Raw genomic sequence first — 15,628 nt, forward strand, 5'->3', positions numbered from 1 at the left:
GTTACCGGGCGTTGTCGACGGGAATGTCGAGCGTGACCTCCCCGGCTTTCTCGAATGTCAGGGTAACGGTCACGCTGCCCCCATTTTTCGGACGCTCCGCAAGCCCCATGAACATCACGTGATCGCCCCCGCGCTGCAGCGCATGGGTGCCTCCGGCCGGGACCTCAAAGCCTTCGGGCACATGCATCATCTGCATCACCCCGTCGCTGCCGGTCCTGTGGGTGTGCAGTTCGACCCGTTCGGCGATATCCGAGGCGACACCGACCAGCCGGTCGGACTCCGCCCCATGGTTCTCGATCTGCATAAAGGCCGCGCCCGCCATGGCGCCGGGCATGAACCGGGCATAGGCGTCGGTCACGGTGATTGTATCTGCCGCGAATGCGGGCATTGCGAAGGCGACCGCCACGGCGGTCAGGGTGGATTTCAGGAATGTCATCTTTTTCTCCTAGGTTTCAGTCTGATGGTTGGATCAGGCTGAAACCGGAGGGGCCCGCGCCCGCGATACCGGAGGCGCGTGGAATGTCGAAGACACGCCGTAAGAAACCACGACCTTCTCGGCCCGAACGACGGGTCGTTCAGGGTCTGGCGCGGTCAGCACATGGGCCGACAGAACCGACGCCACAAGGTCGGGGCAGAAATGGCTCTCGCCGGTGGGATTACCATCGGCGTCGAGCGTGACCTGAACCAGACCGCCGCCCGAGCAGAGCACCACCACCTGCCCCGCCACGGAGACCTGACCCCGCGCGGTCGCGGCAGCAAGGCTCATCGCCGTCACGGCGACGACGAGAATCAGGGCAATCGCCTTGCGGAGCGGAAGGAAGATCATAGCCGGAACCTAGAGGCGGGTGTGGGGATTGAAAAGGCCCGCGCCAATCGGTAGCAGAGTGGGGGGAAACGCCCCGGTTTCAGTTGTTTGGCTGGAACGGTGGTGAATTCGGTTAAGCCCCACACGATAAGCAGCGGTCGGACTCGGGACGAAACGGACCTTGCCGCATGCACAACGTTAGCCGGGCGGGCGCCTGCCCGTGGGGTGGCGCGGCAACCAGTATTCAATACAATTTATGGCAGCAAAACCCCTCTGACCTCATGCGAGGCGCGCGGTTACAAAAGCGCCAGCCCGCCGGGACGGGCAGGCGCTCGGCCGGCGCCTTCGGCTTGTTCCGGGCGAAAAGGGTCGTACGCGCCAAATTCCGCAACGGGCTCAGAGCAAGCCTGTGCGATTTCCAGACTTTCAAAAGGAAAGGCCGCGCAATTGCGCGGCCTAACTATCCCTCGGGATCGGCAGATCTTACTTGATCTTGCCTTCCTTGTATTCGACATGCTCACGCTTGACCGGGTCGTACTTACGCACAACCATCTTTTCAGTCATGGTGCGGGCATTCTTCTTGGTCACGTAGAAGTGCCCGGTGCCCGCCGTCGAGTTCAGACGGATCTTGATCGTCGTCGGCTTCGCCATAGTCGTTCTCCACTAGCCGGACGGCAGCGCCGCCCGAGAAATCCTTGAAGCCCGCCTTTTACTGGTCTTCCCGGCCGTGTCAACCACCTCTTCGCATCGGATCGCGACTCTGGCGGAGAGGCTTCCGGAGCCTCAGTTCCAGACCTGCGCGCGGAACTCCCAAGGCGATACTCCATTGCCGTCCTTGTCAGCCGCCTCGAAATGCTCCCGCGCGACTGCGATAAACTCCGCGCGCGTCACCACACCGTCACCATCGCCGTCCATCGGGTCGAAGCGGGCTTTCTTGCGAGCCTGCCGCGCCTCCTCGGCGGCCGGATTGAAACCGCCGCCCCACCCCATCCGGGTGGCCATGTATTCATCAGGCGTGAGCCCGCCATCATCGTCAAGGTCGAGCGCGCTGAACACCGCCTCGGCATGGTCGGCAGCCTCCTCGGCGGTGACGGTGCCGTTCTGGTCGCGGTCGACCTGCGCAAAGCCACCGCGGCCGGGCATCATCGGTCCCGGCCCGAACCCGCCGCCCCAACCGGGCGTGCCACCCCAGCCATGCATCATGCCGGGCCCCGGCATCCCGCCGCCCCAGCCCGGCATCCCGCCGCCCCAGCCGGGAGCCATGCCCCAATGCGGCATGTCGTCCCAGTCGGGATGTTCGCCCGGCACGCCCCAGCCCGGGCCCATGCCCCAGCCCATGCCGCCGTGCGGGGCGAACCAGCCCCAACCCTGCGGCGCATCTCCCTGCGGCGCCATCATGCCGTAGCCCGGCCCGCCCTGCCCCGGACCCATTCCATAGCCCATCCCGTAACGGGACCCGGTTTGCGCCTGCAGACCCGGAGCGGCGACACACGCGGCGACAAGCACGGCTACGAACGATTGCATCTGCATCGGAGTTCCTTTCGCGATTGCGACTAAAGTCGCTGACATGAAAGACCCGCCCGTTCGCATCGGTGTTGATCTGCATCAACGACGCAGATCACGCTTGCGTGCGCGCGAAAACCGGCACGATCGCGAAATGCGCCGACCTCGAAGGAAATGCAGTCGCGGCGGCGCCTATCGGCCGGGTGCGGGCCGCCCCATCGCCGCATGGAGCCGGGTGCGCGCGGCCATGTCGAGTCCGAGCGCCGTGGCCAGCTGGTCGAGATAGGCCTGCTCCCCCGGCGTGTCGAGCCGGATCGCCATCAGCGATGACGAATAGACCTGTTCGCGCATCGAAGCACCCGCCGCCTCGGCCATCGCCATGGCGTCAAGCGGCCGGTCAAGCTCGGCCTCGACAAAGGCGATCTCTTCGTCGCTGGCATCGGTGAGGTGGTCTAGGATCTTCGCCCGCTCCTCGGCGTCGATCTCGCCATCGGCCTTCGCGGCCTGGATCATCGCGCGGATCATCAGACGGGCGTTTTCCTCGGCGATGGGAGAGGCGGGCGAAGCACCTGTCATCGCCTCCATCATGTCGCCCATCGCCTTGCCGCCTGCGGTGGCCGCACTGGTCATGGAGCCGATCAGACTGCCGATGCCGGCCTCGGCTGCCTCGGAGGCACCGCCGAACTGTTCGTACATCTGCCGCACCATCTTCGCGCCGCCGGGCAGACCCATCTTCTCGGCCTGCTGGCCCCACTGATCGACTGCACCGCCCGGCTCCCCGGCCTGTTTCAGCGCCTCCCTGACGCCCTCCATCCCACCCGCTTTGCGATACTTGTCATAACCGCGCGCGGCGGCGAAACCGACGGCGAGCGTGGCAAGGGTCTTTACGAAACTCATGGCAAACCTCTCTGACGAACCACGGCCATGATACCTCAATCCTCGGTTGGTGCACCGGAAATTGCCGATCTCTCCTTCCCTTCGGTCGCGTTACCCGAAAACGAACCGATCAAACTCCGCCCGGCAGCGACCAAAAATCTCCGAAAGGTAGTCGACGGCGACACGTATCACGGTCGGCACCGGAGTTCGACGGACAAGGACCATGGGGTCCGACTGCTCAACCGTCTCGCACCCGGGCAGCTGTGACACCGTCGCAGCCTACAAGCTTTCATCCGGCACTGCCGCGCCGCGCGTCGGCGTATTGCGGCCTTTGAACCACTCCCGGATGAAATCGAGGAACACCCGAATTCGGGTCGCCATAAGGTGACGGTGCGCATAAACCGCGAAAACCGATTGAGGTTCAGTCTGAAACCCGGGCAGAACCTGGATCAGCCGCCCCGCCGAAATCTCCGGCTCGGCAATGTAATCGTGCATGAGCGAGAGGCCATGCCCTGCCAGAACTGCCCCAAGCTGGGCACGGAAGGCATCAACGCTGAACCCTTCGGGGACACGGTATTCGACAGGACCGTCCGGCGTCTGGAGGGTGTGAACGTGACCCCAACTACCCGTGAAAAGCTTTACAATTGGGCGTCCTTTCAGTTCCTCCAGATCGGTCGGACAGCCGTGCGCGCTCACGTAACCGGGTGCTGCAACGAAAATAAGCCGGTAGTCGAGGACCTTGATCGCCTGAAGCGTGGAGTCGGGCAGCCCGCCAACGCCTATGCGAAACGCGATATCCACATGTTCCTGAATGAGGTCCACGGTCCGGTTTGAAATACCGAGTTGAACTTGAACGCCCGGATGCTTGCCAAGAAACGCCGCGATGGCCGGCGGCAGCAGTTCATTGCCAAAAGCGACCGACGAACTGAGCGTGATCCGGCCACTCAGGACACGGTGACGCGCTCGCATCATCTCTCTTAGCGCATCAATTTCATCCAGTATCGCCTCGCCTCTTTGCAAGAAGACCTGTCCCTCTTCAGTTAGCGCGAGACGCCGCGTGCTGCGGTTGAAGAGGCGAACCCCGAGGTTGGATTCGAGATCCGACACGATCCTGCTTACCGAGGGCGGCGACAGATTGAGCGCGCGGCCCGCTGCCGCGAAGCTTCCCTGATAGACGATCTCGCCCATCACCCTCATGGCCAGAAGCATATCCATGACAGTTTATATTATTCCATATTTTGGAATAGTAAATGCCGTATATACTCAATTATATTGTAATACTGATCGACATATCCTTCTTCCATCAGCAGTCATAAGGCCCGAGGAGGGAAGTCGCGATGTTCGAATATGACACAAGCCATGTCTCCACGAGTTCACGGAACGAAAACCCGCAATGTCGCCATGGTATCGCGCGCAAGGCCTATGTCGACCGCAAAACCGCACGGGTTCTCGGCGAAGACGCCCTGCGCCGGAAGGCGGACCGCTTGCGCCTGGTATCGACCTACTGGCCCTCAATAGTTGGGTTCGCTCAACGCGTTGCCCGCGCACTCTTGCTCGGATCAGACGCCGAGGCCGGAGGTCGGCGTTGAAGGGCCAAGAAAAAACGGCGGCCCCGAGGACCGCCGTTTCGTGCCGAAATCATGCGCGGATGGCCTGTAAGCCGGATTCTGTCCACCCCGAACCTTGATCCGGGGCTGGATGACCATTCCTCTCGTCCCGCCGTTACCGGCGGGATCAAGCTGCCAACCCGGGCCTCTCGGGCTGAAGCGTCCCTGCGGTGATATCGGTTGCCCGATCAACCCGCGCGAGGCCCCTATTTGGCATTGCTCCCGGTGGGGCTTGCCGTGCCGGTCCTGTTGCCAGTCCCGCGGTGGGCTCTTACCCCACCGTTTCACCCTTACCTCCGCCGAAACGGGGGCGGTATATTCTCTGTGGCGCTTTCCCTCGGGTTTCCCCGGCCGGGCGTTACCCGGCACCGTTGCTTCATGGAGTCCGGACTTTCCTCGTCCCCCGAAGGGGCCGCGATCATCCGGCCATCCGCGCGGGATTGGAGGTATGCGCTGAATCTGGCCGCGTCAACTGCGTTGCGGGCGTGTCTGCGCGCTCCACCTGACCCGAATTGAAAAGGGCGGCGCCTTCGCGCCGCCCTTTCCGGAATGTCCGAACGTTGCCGTTCAGCTCAGGCGAGCTGAAGGTTCGTCGCCGATTCACGGCCGTCACGGCCGGCTTCGACGTCGAAGGTCACTTTCTGACCGTCGGCCAGTTCGCGGATGCCCGCACGCTCAAGCGCCGAGATGTGCACGAACACGTCTTTTTTGCCGCCATCGGGAGCAATGAAGCCAAAACCTTTGGTAGCGTTGAACCATTTCACGGAGCCAGTAGCCATCGTGATATCTCCTGTTTAGTACCGCCCACACAGCGCAGCGGTCCGGCGCAGTCAGTCACAATCGAAGAACTGAGGCCGGTAAGGGAGACAGTGGTCGAAAGAGGTAACGTCGCGGCCAGACATATGCACTTTCGTACGCGATTTTGCAAGGATTATCGGTAACAAGGTGCGGGCAGGCCGGAACCTGCCCGCGCCGTGACGCATCATTTCTTGGCAATGCGACCGTCGAGATAGGGCGTGTAGGGCGCGTTCGCCGCAAGGTATTCGGCCGTTACATCGGCCAGATCGGGACCAAAGTCATAGGCGTTCATGCCCTCGGACGCGAACATGGAATACCCGTCGCCGCCATTGCGGACGAAGTTGTTCGTCACGATGCCATAGACCTTCGCGAGATCGAGCGGTTCCCATGTGCCGGCCATGTCCACCATGACATCAGATATACGCTCTCCGCTGGAAGCGGCGGGATCGAACGTATATTTCATGCCGGAAACCTGCGGGAACCGACCGTCCTTCGACTCATCGTCGAACTGGGCCATCCCGTTTTCAAGCGCTTCCTTGATCGTGGCACCGGTAGCCTGAAAGGTCGAAAGCGTGTTCTGGAACGGCAATACGGTCAGCACCTCGCCCATTGTCACCTCGCCCGCGTCGATCGACGCGCGGAGGCCCCCGCCATTGGCGATGGCGATCTGGATGCCCTGATCGGCGACCCGAGCCAGCATCGCGTCGGCCACGAGGTTACCCATCTGGCATTCGACATGCCGGCAATTGGCGCGGTCGCCATCAATCGCCTCAGCCGCCTCGGCGACGACCTTATTGCGGATTTCCTCCAAAGGCACGGCGAGTTCGGCGACGCGCTCCTTCGTCGCAGCGTCTTCGGCGACAGCGGCATCCATGATCAGGGGTTCGCCAGTAGCCTCGATGATCTCGCCCGCATCGTCGAAGGTGACGTTCAGTTCGCCCAGAAACTTGCCATAGGCATAGGCCTGCACGATCGCAGTGCTACCTACCATCGTCGGATAAGGTCCCTTGGCTCGATCCGAGGTGTTGGAGAGATAGGTGTTGTCATGACCACCGACAATCACGTCGACGCCGGTTGTCTCGGCCGCGATCTTCTGGTCGGTCGCATAGCCGGAATGCGACAGCACGATGATCTTGTTCACCCCCTCGGCCGTCAATGCGTCGACCTCAGCCTGAACGGCGCCGACCGGATCTGTGAAGGTCACGTTCTTGCCGGGGCTGGATATTTCGTCGGTATCCTGCGGCGTAAGGCCGATCAGGCCGAGCTTCTCGCCGCCCTGTTCGATGATCACCGATTTCTGGATCGTACCGTCCAGAAGCGGCTCGCCCGAGATGTCGGCGTTCGACATCAGGATCGGGAACTCGACGGTATCGACGAAACCGCGCAGAACTTCCGGCCCGTCGTCAAATTCGTGGTTGCCCACGGTCATCGCGGTATAGCCGAGCTTGTTCATGAACTCGGCCGAAACCGCGCCCTTGTAGTAGGTGTAGAAAAGCGTGCCCTGGAACTGGTCGCCTCCATCGACAAGGATCGAGTTGTTCGACCGCGCCCGCGCCTCGGCGATGGCTGTGACCAGCCGCGCGGTGCCGCCAAAGCATTCGCCCGCGTCGTTATCCTCGGCCGAACAGCCCGAATCGTATTTAGAGATCGGCTCGAACCGAGCATGGAAATCGTTGGTGTGCAGAATCGTCAGTGCATAATCCGCCTGCGCCATGCCCGCCGAAAGCGCGAGAAGTGCCGCGGAGGTAAGAATCCGGGTTGCCATCTGGAACTCCCTGTTATCGTTGATCACGTCAGAATGGGCGCAGATCGAAGCGGTGTCAAAGCCCATCACCGGTGCCGTAACGGCAGATTGTGAAGCCTTGATAACACGGCCGGGATTGACCGGAAGGGCGCGACCGGGCAAGAGCAGGCCATGCTGATCTACAAGATCTTCCGCCGCCCCGAATGGGACGCTTTCCGCACCGCGGGCGAGACGCTCGGCGCGCCGGTCGATCTGGCCGACGGGTTCATCCATTTCTCAACCGCCGAACAGGTAACCGAGACGGCGGCAAAGCATTTTGCCACTGAAAGCGACCTGGTGCTTGTGGCGTTCCGGGCAGGTGACCTCGGTACCGATCTGCGCTGGGAACCCTCGCGCGGCGGGGCGCTGTTCCCGCATCTTTACAGGCCTCTGTCGATCTCCGAGGTTGTCTGGGACAAGTCGCTACCGCTCGGGGCAACGGGTCATATCTTCCCTGAGGGCATGCTGTGAAGCTCATCGAACGAGCCGGTCTCTGCGCGCTCCATCAACTTGACCCCGAGGTCGCACATGGCCTGTCGATCCGGGCCCTGTCAGCAGGCCTTGCGCCGCTGCCCGGCGTCTATCACAGCCCTCGGCTGAAAACCCGCCTCGCCGGGCTCGACCTGCCGAACCCGGTCGGGCTTGCCGCCGGTTACGATAAGAATGCTGAAGCCGTGACGCCGCTCACCCGCGCGGGCTTCGGCTTTGTCGAGGTCGGCGCGGCGACCCCCCTGCCCCAGCCCGGCAACCCGAAACCCCGCCTTTTCCGTCTGAACGAGGACCGCGCCGTCATCAACCGCTTCGGCTTCAACAACGAAGGCGCCGACGTCATCGCCGCCCGCCTCGCAAAGGCAAAACGCCATGTGCCCGTGGGCCTCAACCTTGGCGCCAACAAGACCTCCCATGACCGTGCCGCCGACTTCGCGAAGGTTCTGGCGACCTGTGGGCCGCATGTCGATTTCGCTACCGTCAACGTCTCGTCACCCAATACCGAGAAACTGCGCGACCTTCAGGGCAAGGCGGCTTTGTCCGCGCTGCTCGCGGGCGTAATTGCGACCCGCGACGGCCTACCCCGCCGCATCCCCGTCTTCCTCAAGATCGCCCCCGACCTGAATGAGGCCGAACTGGCCGACGTGGCCGAGGTCGCGCTGACCTCCGGCATCGACGCGGTGATCGCGACAAACACGACGCTGTCGCGCGAGGGGCTGAAAAGCCGCCATCGGGACGAGGCAGGCGGCCTCTCCGGCGCGCCGCTCTTTGAAAAATCCACCCGCATCCTCGCGCAGCTGTCCCAGATGACAGAAGGCAAGCTGCCGCTCATCGGCGTTGGCGGGATAAGCTCGTCCGATGACGCGTATCAGAAGATCCGCGCCGGTGCGTCGGCGGTGCAGCTTTATTCGGCGATGGTCTATCAGGGCCTGTCGCTTGTCACCGAGATTGCCAAGGGCCTCGATGCGCTTCTGGCCCGCGACGGTTTCGCCACGGTGGCCGAGTCCGTCGGCACCGGACGAAAGGACTGGCTATGACAGAGATCTGGCACAATCCCCGTTGCTCCAAATCCCGCCAGACACTGGCGCTCCTGGAAGAACGCGGCATCGCCCCGACGATCCGCCTTTATCAGCAGGACGCGCCAACCGAGACTGAAATCCGTGCCGCGCTTGCCGCACTCGTCATTCCGGCCGTCGCCCTGATGCGTTCGGGCGATGCGCTATTCAAGGACCTCGGCCTGGCCAAAGACATGGAAGAGGACCGCCTGATCGCCGCCATGGCTGCGCATCCCGCGCTGATCGAACGGCCCGTCGTCCTGCACGAAGGCCGCGCCGCGCTCGGCCGTCCGCCGGAATCGGTGCTCGACCTCTTCTGATCTTCTTCTGTTCCGAAATACTCCGGGGGTCCGGGGGTGGAACCCCCGGCACTCAGGCCGCCACTTCTTCCGCCCGCCGGTAGCGCAGAGCCATCGTCACCCCCCGCGCGACGTTCAGCACCATGAGCGCAGCCCAGAGCCCGTGATTGCCGAAGGCCCCGGGCAGGGTCATCAGGGCCACGACATAGATCGCCACGGAAACCAGCATCGCGTTGCGCATCTCGCGACTGAGCGTGGCACCGATGAAGATGCCGTCAAACATCCAGCTTGCAACGCCGACGACAGGGGCCATTGCCACCCAGATCAGGTAGCCGCGCGCCGTCGCGCGCACATCCGGCTCGGTCGTCATCAGGTCGATCAGTACGGGCCCCGCAAGCCAGAAGAAGAGGCCAAGCGCAACTGCGCCGCCAACACCCCACTGGCTGGTAACGACCGACGCGCGGCGAACGGTAAAGGCCGACCGCGCGCCGACCGCCTGCCCCACGAGCGATTCCGCAGCAAAGGCGAACCCGTCGAGCCCGAAGGCCGTGATCTCAAGGAACTGCAACAGCACCTGATTGGCGGCGAGCGTGACATCGCCGAAATGTGCGCCCCAGAAAACAAAAGTGGTGAAAGAGGCCTGAAGGATGACCGAGCGGATCATGATATCGCCGTTGACCTTCATCATCCGCACGATACGGACCCGGTCAAAGACCCGCGCCCAGTCACACCATTGCCCGCCCGCGAAGGCGGGGCGGCAGAGCCAGAGGCCGAGGGCAAGGCCGCTCCATTCGGCGATCAGCGTGGCGACGGCCACGCCTTCCACACCCCAGCCGAACCCCAACACAAAGAGGAAATCGAGCCCGATATTCAGCCCGTTCATCCAGAGCTGCAGGACGAGAACGCTTTTGGTGCGTTCCACCGCGATCAGCCAGCCCGTTACGGCATAAAGCGCGATGGTTGCCGGGGCGCCCCAGATGCGGATCGCGAGATATCCGCGCGTCAGCGCCTCCACCTCGTCCGAGGCGGGCGCCAGCCAGAAAGCGGCACGGAAGAGCAGCACCTGAGAGAGAATAAAAACGATACCGGCCGTGATGCCGATCATCAGCGCCCGCATCAGGATCGCGCCGGTTTCAGCGGGGTCCTTTGCGCCATGGGACTGGGCGACAAGGCCCGACGTACCCATCCTGAGGAAACCGAAAATCCAGTAGATCGAGGCGAGGACCACCGCCCCCACGCCCACCGCGCCGATGGGCGCTGCCTGACCCATCTGCCCCACAACGCCGGTATCGACCGCACCCAGAAGCGGCACCGTGGCGTTCGACAATACTATGGGCAGCGCGATCTTCAGAACGCGCCGATGGGTGATTTCAGCCATCCGAACGGTCAGGCATCAGGAAATGCCCCGTTCCTTGCGCGAAAAGCCGCGACCGGTTGTCCTGCCAGGCTTCGACATGCACGCTGGCATAACGCCGCCCCGACCGGTTGACCCGCGCCCGCGCGTAAGCGTCGCGCGGCAGGCCGGTGCGCAGATAATCGACCGTGAAGTCGATGGTCTTCGGCAGACGCGGCAGATGGTTCGGGTCGAGTGTTTTCGGGTCGAGCCGCCCACTCTCCATCTCTTCCCAGATCAGCGACCACGAAAGCTCAATGATCGCAGCCACCTCAAGGAATGCCGCGGTCACCCCGCCATGGATCGCGGGCAACATGGGATTGCCGATGAGCTTTTCATCGAAGGGCAGAACGGCGGTCAGTTCATCACCGCGCCGTTCGAACTCAATGCCAAGGAACTGGATATAGGGAACGCCATGCACGATGGCCTTCAGGGCCGCATCGCGGCGTTCCTTGACAACCTGCACCGGCTCGGGCTTGGCGCGTTTCGTCATGCGGTTCCCTCCCCTTTCCGTGCGGGTGCCCGTTCCAGCGTGAAGGCCCCGGTCGCCGTGGCCACCGGCAGCGACGTATCCGCGTCATGCGCCGTGGCGCGCACGAAGGCGACCGCGCGGGTGACGTGATAGCATTCTGCCCGCGCGGTGATGCGGTCGCCGGGTTTCGCCGGCCGCATGTAATCGATCCTGAGATCAATCGTCGCCGTTCCGATTACCCCGGTCGGGTGGCTCATCACCGCCGCCCCGCCGCAGGTATCCATCAGGGCCGAAACCGCACCGCCATGGATGACGCCCGTCTGCGGATCGCCGACAAAACGCGGATCATAGGGCATGGAGATCACCGCCACCCCGTCTTCGAGGCTGTCGAGCACCATTCCAAGCGCCCGGCTATGCGGGATCGCCTCAATGAACTGACGCGCGGCGGCGGTTTTTCTGTTGTCCATGGCCCCGATCCTTTCGGCCCGAGTTATTGGCCCTTGCCAAACCAGCCGCAAGTGGTATCTTCTGCAATTAAGAATAATTCGCAATTGCAGAGCGCCATGCACAATACCGACCTTACCACCCCCGCCCTGTCCGAAATCGGACTGACCCGGTTCGGCCCGTTCCGTCCGCGCCGGCTGCTATTGGTCGCAGCCCTCGTGGCTCTCGCGCTTGCACCCGGGGAACTGGGCGAGTTGACGCGCGGGCTGATGCAGGACGCGTTCGTACAGGTCTCGGCCTTTGTCGCGGCAACGCTTCTTTTGTTTTACGGGCTCGAGAAACTCTTCCGCTTCGATATGGGCCTTGCCATGGGCAAGGCGCGCGGAATGCAGGTGCCGATTGCCGCGCTTCTGGGCGCGACACCCGGTTGCGGCGGCGCTGTCGTCGTGGTGGCGGCCTATGCCTCGGGCAAGGTTTCGTTCGGCGCGGTCGTGGCCACGCTGACCGCAACGATGGGGGACGCTGCCTTTCTCCTGATCGCGACCCGGCCCGATGCCGCACTCGTTCTGCTGCCGATCCAGTTCGGCGCAGGCATCGTCACCGGCTGGCTCATCGACCGCTTCGTTTCCGTCGACTACCGGCCGCAGGGCGGCGCCTGCGAAATCGCCCCCCGGATCGGCAAGACCCGTGCCCGCGACTACGCTTACCTCGCCGCTGCCATTCCCGGCCTGATCGTCGGTGCCGCACAGATCGGCGCCATTGAAATCAACCACATCCTCGGGCTTCCCGTGGCGTGGTTCGCATTGGCAGGTGTCTTCACCGGCCTCGCGATCTGGGCTGCGTCGCCCGTGAACGCGATGACCAATTCCGCCGACGGGCCGGTGACCCGGATGGCCGAGGAAACCTCTTTCATCTCCGTCTGGGTGATCATCGCCTATCTCGCCTATGACTATGCCGCCGCCTATGCCGGGCTTGATCTCAAAGCCGCCTTCGCCTCGATCGCCCCGGTCCTGCCGCTGATCGCCGCCGCCATCGGTTTCGTCCCCGGTTGCGGACCGCAGGTTCTGGTCGCCACGCTCTACATCAACGGCGCGATTCCCTTCTCGGCGCTGATGGCCAATGCCATCTCGAATGACGGTGACGCACTCTTCCCCGCCATCGCTCTCGCCCCGAAAGCGGCGATAATGGCCACGGTGTTCTCGACAATCCCTGCGTTGATCCTCGCCTATGGCTTCTACATCTTCGCGCCCGGTTTCCTGAACTGACACCGCGCACCGATCGCGAGTTGTACGGCGCCTCTCCTGCGGTTACGTTCATCGCAGGAGGAGTCCGATGGCCGACGAAGAGCTCACCTTCAAGCAGATGTGCGCGCGGTTCGACGTCACCCCGCGCACGTTGCGCTATTACGAATACATAGAGCTTCTGGCCCCCCGTAAGGACGGACGCGCCCGGTTCTATGGTCCGCGCGAAAGCGCGCGGATGAAGCTCATCCTGCGCGGCCGCCGCTTCGGTTTTTCGCTGGAGGAGATCCGCCAGTGGCTGCTCTTGTACGGCCAGAAGGGCACCAAGGAGCAGTATCAGGTATTCGTCGATCTCGCCAACCGACAGCTTGGTGAACTGCAGAAACAACGCGCCGAACTGGACCAGACGATCGGCGAACTCACGGACTTGCGCGACAAGACGGCCGAGTCGCTGAAGGGCTGAACGCCGCCTGCCGCCCCGATGCGGCGGTAGGGAAATGTCGCCCGATTGGCAAAAATCCTTAGGACATTACGTCATAATTTTTGTGACGCCACGTTACAGTGACGTAGGCGTCAACTTCCCTTGTAAGGATCGAATTAACGTCCATTCTGCCCTACATGACGTTACGACAACCATGAGGGCCCGACCGTGAGTAATGAAACCATGACCATCCGCGAAATGTGCGACGCGTTCGACGTGACACCGCGCACGCTTCGCTTCTACGAATCCAAGGAACTCCTCTATCCGATACGCGAGGGGCAGAAGCGGCTTTACACGAAAAAGGATCGCGGGCGTCTCACGCTGATCCTGCGTGGCAAGCGCTTTGGCTTCAGCCTGGAGGAGATCCGGCAGCTTCTCGACCTCTACGATCCGCAAAGCCTGAACATGGCGCAGGTGGCCAAGACGCTCGACGTCGCCAAGCACCATCTGGCCGATATGACGCAACGGCGCGACGAGTTGAACGTCGCAATCGCTGAACTCGAAGCCCATATCGAACTGGGCGAAAAACATCTCGTTAATCCCAAACCGATCAAGATCTGACACCAACGGAGAGCATTCATGCCCAGCTACACGGCGCCCACACGCGACATACAATTCGTCCTGAACGAGGTTCTGGACGTCGCGAACAGCGATGTGCCGGGCTATTCCGAACTGGAACCGGATTTCACCGCAGCGGTTCTGGAAGAATGCGGCAAGCTCAACTCTGAGGTGCTGGCGCCCCTGAATGTCGTTGGCGACAAGGAAGGCTGCCGTCTGGAAAACGGCGTCGTGCGCACGCCCACGGGCTTCAAGGCGGCCTTCGATCAGGTTCGCGAAGGCGGCTGGACCGGCCTCGACATGCCCGAAGAGTTCGGCGGCCAGAACATGCCTTACGTCATGGGCATCGCCACGCTGGAAATGTTCGCCTCGGCCAACCAGGCCTTCGCCATGTATCAGGGTCTGACCCATGGTGCGGCCTCGGCCATCCTCGCTCACGGATCGGAACACCAGAAGGCGACCTACCTGCCCAAGATGGTCAGTTGCGACTGGACGGGCACCATGAACCTGACCGAGCCGCATTGCGGCACCGATCTGGGGCTGATGCGCACCAAGGCCGAACCGCAGGCCGACGGCAGCTATGCCATCACCGGGCAGAAGATCTTCATCTCGGCCGGCGAACACGACATGGCCGACAACATCATCCATCTGGTTCTGGCCAAGATCCCCGGCGGGCCCGAGGGGATCAAGGGTGTGAGCCTCTTCATCGTGCCGAAATTCCTGGTGAAGGAAGACGGCAGCCTGGGGGAACGCAACGCGCTCTCCTGTGGCAAGATCGAGGAAAAGATGGGCATCCACGGCAACTCGACCTGCGTTATGAACTATGACGGGGCCAAGGGTTTTCTGATCGGCGAGATGCACAAGGGCATGCGGGCCATGTTCACGATGATGAACGAGGCGCGTCTGGGCGTCGGCATGCAGGGTCTCGCACAGGCCGAGGCCGCCTATCAGAACGCGGTGGCCTATGCCAAGGACCGGCTGCAGGGCCGTGCGGTGACGGGCGCGGAAAACCCCGACGGACCCGCTGACCCGCTGATTGTCCATCCCGATATCCGCCGAAGCCTGATGGACCAGAAAAGTTTCACCGAAGGGGCGCGCGCCTTTATCCTCTGGGGTTCAACGCTGATCGACAAGTCGCATCGCGGCGGGGATGCCGACGCGGAGGGCATGATCTCGCTCCTGACCCCGGTCATCAAGGGTTTCCTCACCGATCGCGGTTACGACATGACGGTGCAGGCCCAGCAGATCTATGGCGGCCACGGCTATATCGAGGAATGGGGCATGTCGCAGTTCACCCGCGACGCCCGGATTGCGATGATCTACGAGGGCGCTAATGGCGTTCAGGCGCTCGACCTCGTCGGTCGCAAACTGGCCGCCGATGGCGGCAAGCATGTGATGGCCTTCTTCGACATGGTGAAGAGCTTCATCAAGGAAAACGAAGGCGACGAGGGCCTGAAGAAGGACTTCCTCGAGCCTTTGAAGGCAGCCTCGAAAGACCTTCAGGCGGCCGGGATGTTTTTCATGCAGAACGGCATGAAGAACCCCAATGCCGCGCTCGCGGGCTCCTACGACTTCATGCACCTTTTCGGCCATGTCTGCCTCGGCCTGATGTGGGCGCGCTCGGCCAAGGTGGCGCTTGCGGCGCTCGCGGGCGGCGCTTCCGACACCGCGTTTTACGAAAACAAGCTCACGACGGGGCGCTACTACATGGCCCGGCAACTGCCGATGACGGCGACCCATCTCGCGCGCATCCAGTCGGGTGCCGATGTCGTGATGACGCTGCCTGCCGACGCGTTCTAAAGTCTCCGGGAAGAGACACGCATG

General features: G+C 62.8%; 19 protein-coding genes and 1 other RNA gene. 8 read left to right on the top strand and 12 right to left on the bottom strand.

The window, feature by feature from the left end; translation table 11 throughout:
* Nucleotide 1: 1 nt before the first annotated feature.
* The 6 genes from OEZ71_RS02865 to OEZ71_RS02890 form a co-directional block, all read right to left on the bottom strand.
* The gene (locus tag OEZ71_RS02865; RefSeq protein WP_263738414.1) at nt 2-436 is read right to left on the bottom strand and encodes a copper chaperone PCu(A)C; all 435 of its coding nucleotides are present in this window, start codon (nt 434-436) and stop codon (nt 2-4) included.
* 33 nt (nt 437-469) lie between these two features.
* On the bottom strand, nt 470-826 hold the full coding sequence (locus tag OEZ71_RS02870; protein WP_263738415.1) for a hypothetical protein: 357 nt from the start codon (nt 824-826) through the stop codon (nt 470-472).
* Nucleotides 827-1,288: 462 nt separating this feature from the next.
* Nucleotides 1,289-1,456: a 50S ribosomal protein L33 gene (rpmG, locus tag OEZ71_RS02875; RefSeq protein ID WP_017928995.1), complete on the bottom strand. Its 168-nt coding sequence runs from the start codon at nt 1,454-1,456 to the stop codon at nt 1,289-1,291.
* Nucleotides 1,457-1,588: 132 nt separating this feature from the next.
* Nucleotides 1,589-2,329, bottom strand: a complete 741-nt coding sequence (locus OEZ71_RS02880) for an EF-hand domain-containing protein (RefSeq protein WP_263738416.1) — start codon at nt 2,327-2,329, stop codon at nt 1,589-1,591.
* A gap of 171 nt (nt 2,330-2,500) precedes the next feature.
* A complete protein-coding gene (locus tag OEZ71_RS02885) occupies nt 2,501-3,205 on the bottom strand; it encodes a tellurite resistance TerB family protein (RefSeq protein WP_263738417.1) in 705 nt (234 codons plus the stop codon).
* Nucleotides 3,206-3,463: 258 nt separating this feature from the next.
* Nucleotides 3,464-4,372: a LysR family transcriptional regulator gene (locus OEZ71_RS02890; protein ID WP_263738418.1), complete on the bottom strand. Its 909-nt coding sequence runs from the start codon at nt 4,370-4,372 to the stop codon at nt 3,464-3,466.
* A gap of 149 nt (nt 4,373-4,521) precedes the next feature.
* Here OEZ71_RS02890 and OEZ71_RS02895 point away from each other — a divergent pair, with 149 nt between their 5' ends.
* The gene (locus OEZ71_RS02895; RefSeq protein ID WP_263738419.1) at nt 4,522-4,773 is read left to right on the top strand and encodes a hypothetical protein; all 252 of its coding nucleotides are present in this window, start codon (nt 4,522-4,524) and stop codon (nt 4,771-4,773) included.
* Nucleotides 4,774-4,824: 51 nt separating this feature from the next.
* Here the strand turns inward: OEZ71_RS02895 and rnpB are convergent.
* The 3 genes from rnpB to OEZ71_RS02910 form a co-directional block, all read right to left on the bottom strand.
* An RNA gene (gene rnpB, locus OEZ71_RS02900) (RNase P RNA component class A) lies at nt 4,825-5,225 on the bottom strand.
* Between the two features lie 138 nt (nt 5,226-5,363).
* Complete coding sequence (locus tag OEZ71_RS02905; RefSeq protein ID WP_263738420.1) at nt 5,364-5,570, bottom strand: cold-shock protein; 207 nt, start codon at nt 5,568-5,570, stop codon at nt 5,364-5,366.
* Nucleotides 5,571-5,773: 203 nt separating this feature from the next.
* Nucleotides 5,774-7,354, bottom strand: a complete 1,581-nt coding sequence (locus tag OEZ71_RS02910; protein WP_263738989.1) for a bifunctional metallophosphatase/5'-nucleotidase — start codon at nt 7,352-7,354, stop codon at nt 5,774-5,776.
* Between the two features lie 150 nt (nt 7,355-7,504).
* Here OEZ71_RS02910 and OEZ71_RS02915 point away from each other — a divergent pair, with 150 nt between their 5' ends.
* Genes OEZ71_RS02915 through arsC form a run of 3 tightly spaced genes read left to right on the top strand, consistent with a single transcriptional unit; the run spans nt 7,505 to nt 9,236 of the window.
* Nucleotides 7,505-7,843: a DUF952 domain-containing protein gene (locus tag OEZ71_RS02915; RefSeq protein ID WP_263738421.1), complete on the top strand. Its 339-nt coding sequence runs from the start codon at nt 7,505-7,507 to the stop codon at nt 7,841-7,843.
* Entirely contained in the window at nt 7,840-8,898 is a 1,059-nt protein-coding gene (locus OEZ71_RS02920; protein WP_263738422.1) for a quinone-dependent dihydroorotate dehydrogenase, read from the top strand. Before OEZ71_RS02915 ends, OEZ71_RS02920 begins: the two co-directional genes overlap by 4 nt.
* Complete coding sequence (gene arsC, locus OEZ71_RS02925) at nt 8,895-9,236, top strand: arsenate reductase (glutaredoxin) (RefSeq protein WP_263738423.1); 342 nt, start codon at nt 8,895-8,897, stop codon at nt 9,234-9,236. Before OEZ71_RS02920 ends, arsC begins: the two co-directional genes overlap by 4 nt.
* Before the next feature lie 52 nt (nt 9,237-9,288).
* Here the strand turns inward: arsC and OEZ71_RS02930 are convergent, their stop codons facing one another.
* The 3 genes from OEZ71_RS02930 to OEZ71_RS02940 are packed head-to-tail and all read right to left on the bottom strand — an operon-like array spanning nt 9,289 to nt 11,547.
* The gene (locus OEZ71_RS02930; RefSeq protein WP_263738424.1) at nt 9,289-10,593 is read right to left on the bottom strand and encodes an MATE family efflux transporter; all 1,305 of its coding nucleotides are present in this window, start codon (nt 10,591-10,593) and stop codon (nt 9,289-9,291) included.
* On the bottom strand, nt 10,586-11,101 hold the full coding sequence (locus tag OEZ71_RS02935) for a PaaI family thioesterase (protein WP_263738425.1): 516 nt from the start codon (nt 11,099-11,101) through the stop codon (nt 10,586-10,588). Before OEZ71_RS02935 ends, OEZ71_RS02930 begins: the two co-directional genes overlap by 8 nt.
* Complete coding sequence (locus OEZ71_RS02940) at nt 11,098-11,547, bottom strand: PaaI family thioesterase (protein ID WP_263738426.1); 450 nt, start codon at nt 11,545-11,547, stop codon at nt 11,098-11,100. Before OEZ71_RS02940 ends, OEZ71_RS02935 begins: the two co-directional genes overlap by 4 nt.
* Nucleotides 11,548-11,643: 96 nt before the next feature.
* Here OEZ71_RS02940 and OEZ71_RS02945 point away from each other — a divergent pair, with 96 nt between their 5' ends.
* The 4 genes from OEZ71_RS02945 (at nt 11,644) to OEZ71_RS02960 (ending at nt 15,604) form a co-directional block, all read left to right on the top strand.
* Complete coding sequence (locus OEZ71_RS02945; RefSeq protein WP_263738427.1) at nt 11,644-12,789, top strand: putative manganese transporter; 1,146 nt, start codon at nt 11,644-11,646, stop codon at nt 12,787-12,789.
* 67 nt (nt 12,790-12,856) lie between these two features.
* Complete coding sequence (locus OEZ71_RS02950) at nt 12,857-13,228, top strand: MerR family transcriptional regulator (RefSeq protein WP_263738428.1); 372 nt, start codon at nt 12,857-12,859, stop codon at nt 13,226-13,228.
* 186 nt (nt 13,229-13,414) lie between these two features.
* Nucleotides 13,415-13,807 carry a MerR family transcriptional regulator gene (locus tag OEZ71_RS02955; RefSeq protein ID WP_263738429.1) on the top strand — a complete coding sequence of 131 codons (393 nt, stop codon included), beginning with the start codon at nt 13,415-13,417 and terminating at the stop codon, nt 13,805-13,807.
* Nucleotides 13,808-13,825: 18 nt separating this feature from the next.
* On the top strand, nt 13,826-15,604 hold the full coding sequence (locus tag OEZ71_RS02960; protein ID WP_263738430.1) for an acyl-CoA dehydrogenase C-terminal domain-containing protein: 1,779 nt from the start codon (nt 13,826-13,828) through the stop codon (nt 15,602-15,604).
* Nucleotides 15,605-15,628: the final 24 nt, after the last annotated feature.

This window comes from Albidovulum litorale, assembly GCF_025751495.1.
In the GTDB taxonomy this organism is placed as follows: Bacteria; Pseudomonadota; Alphaproteobacteria; order Rhodobacterales; family Rhodobacteraceae; genus Albidovulum; species Albidovulum litorale.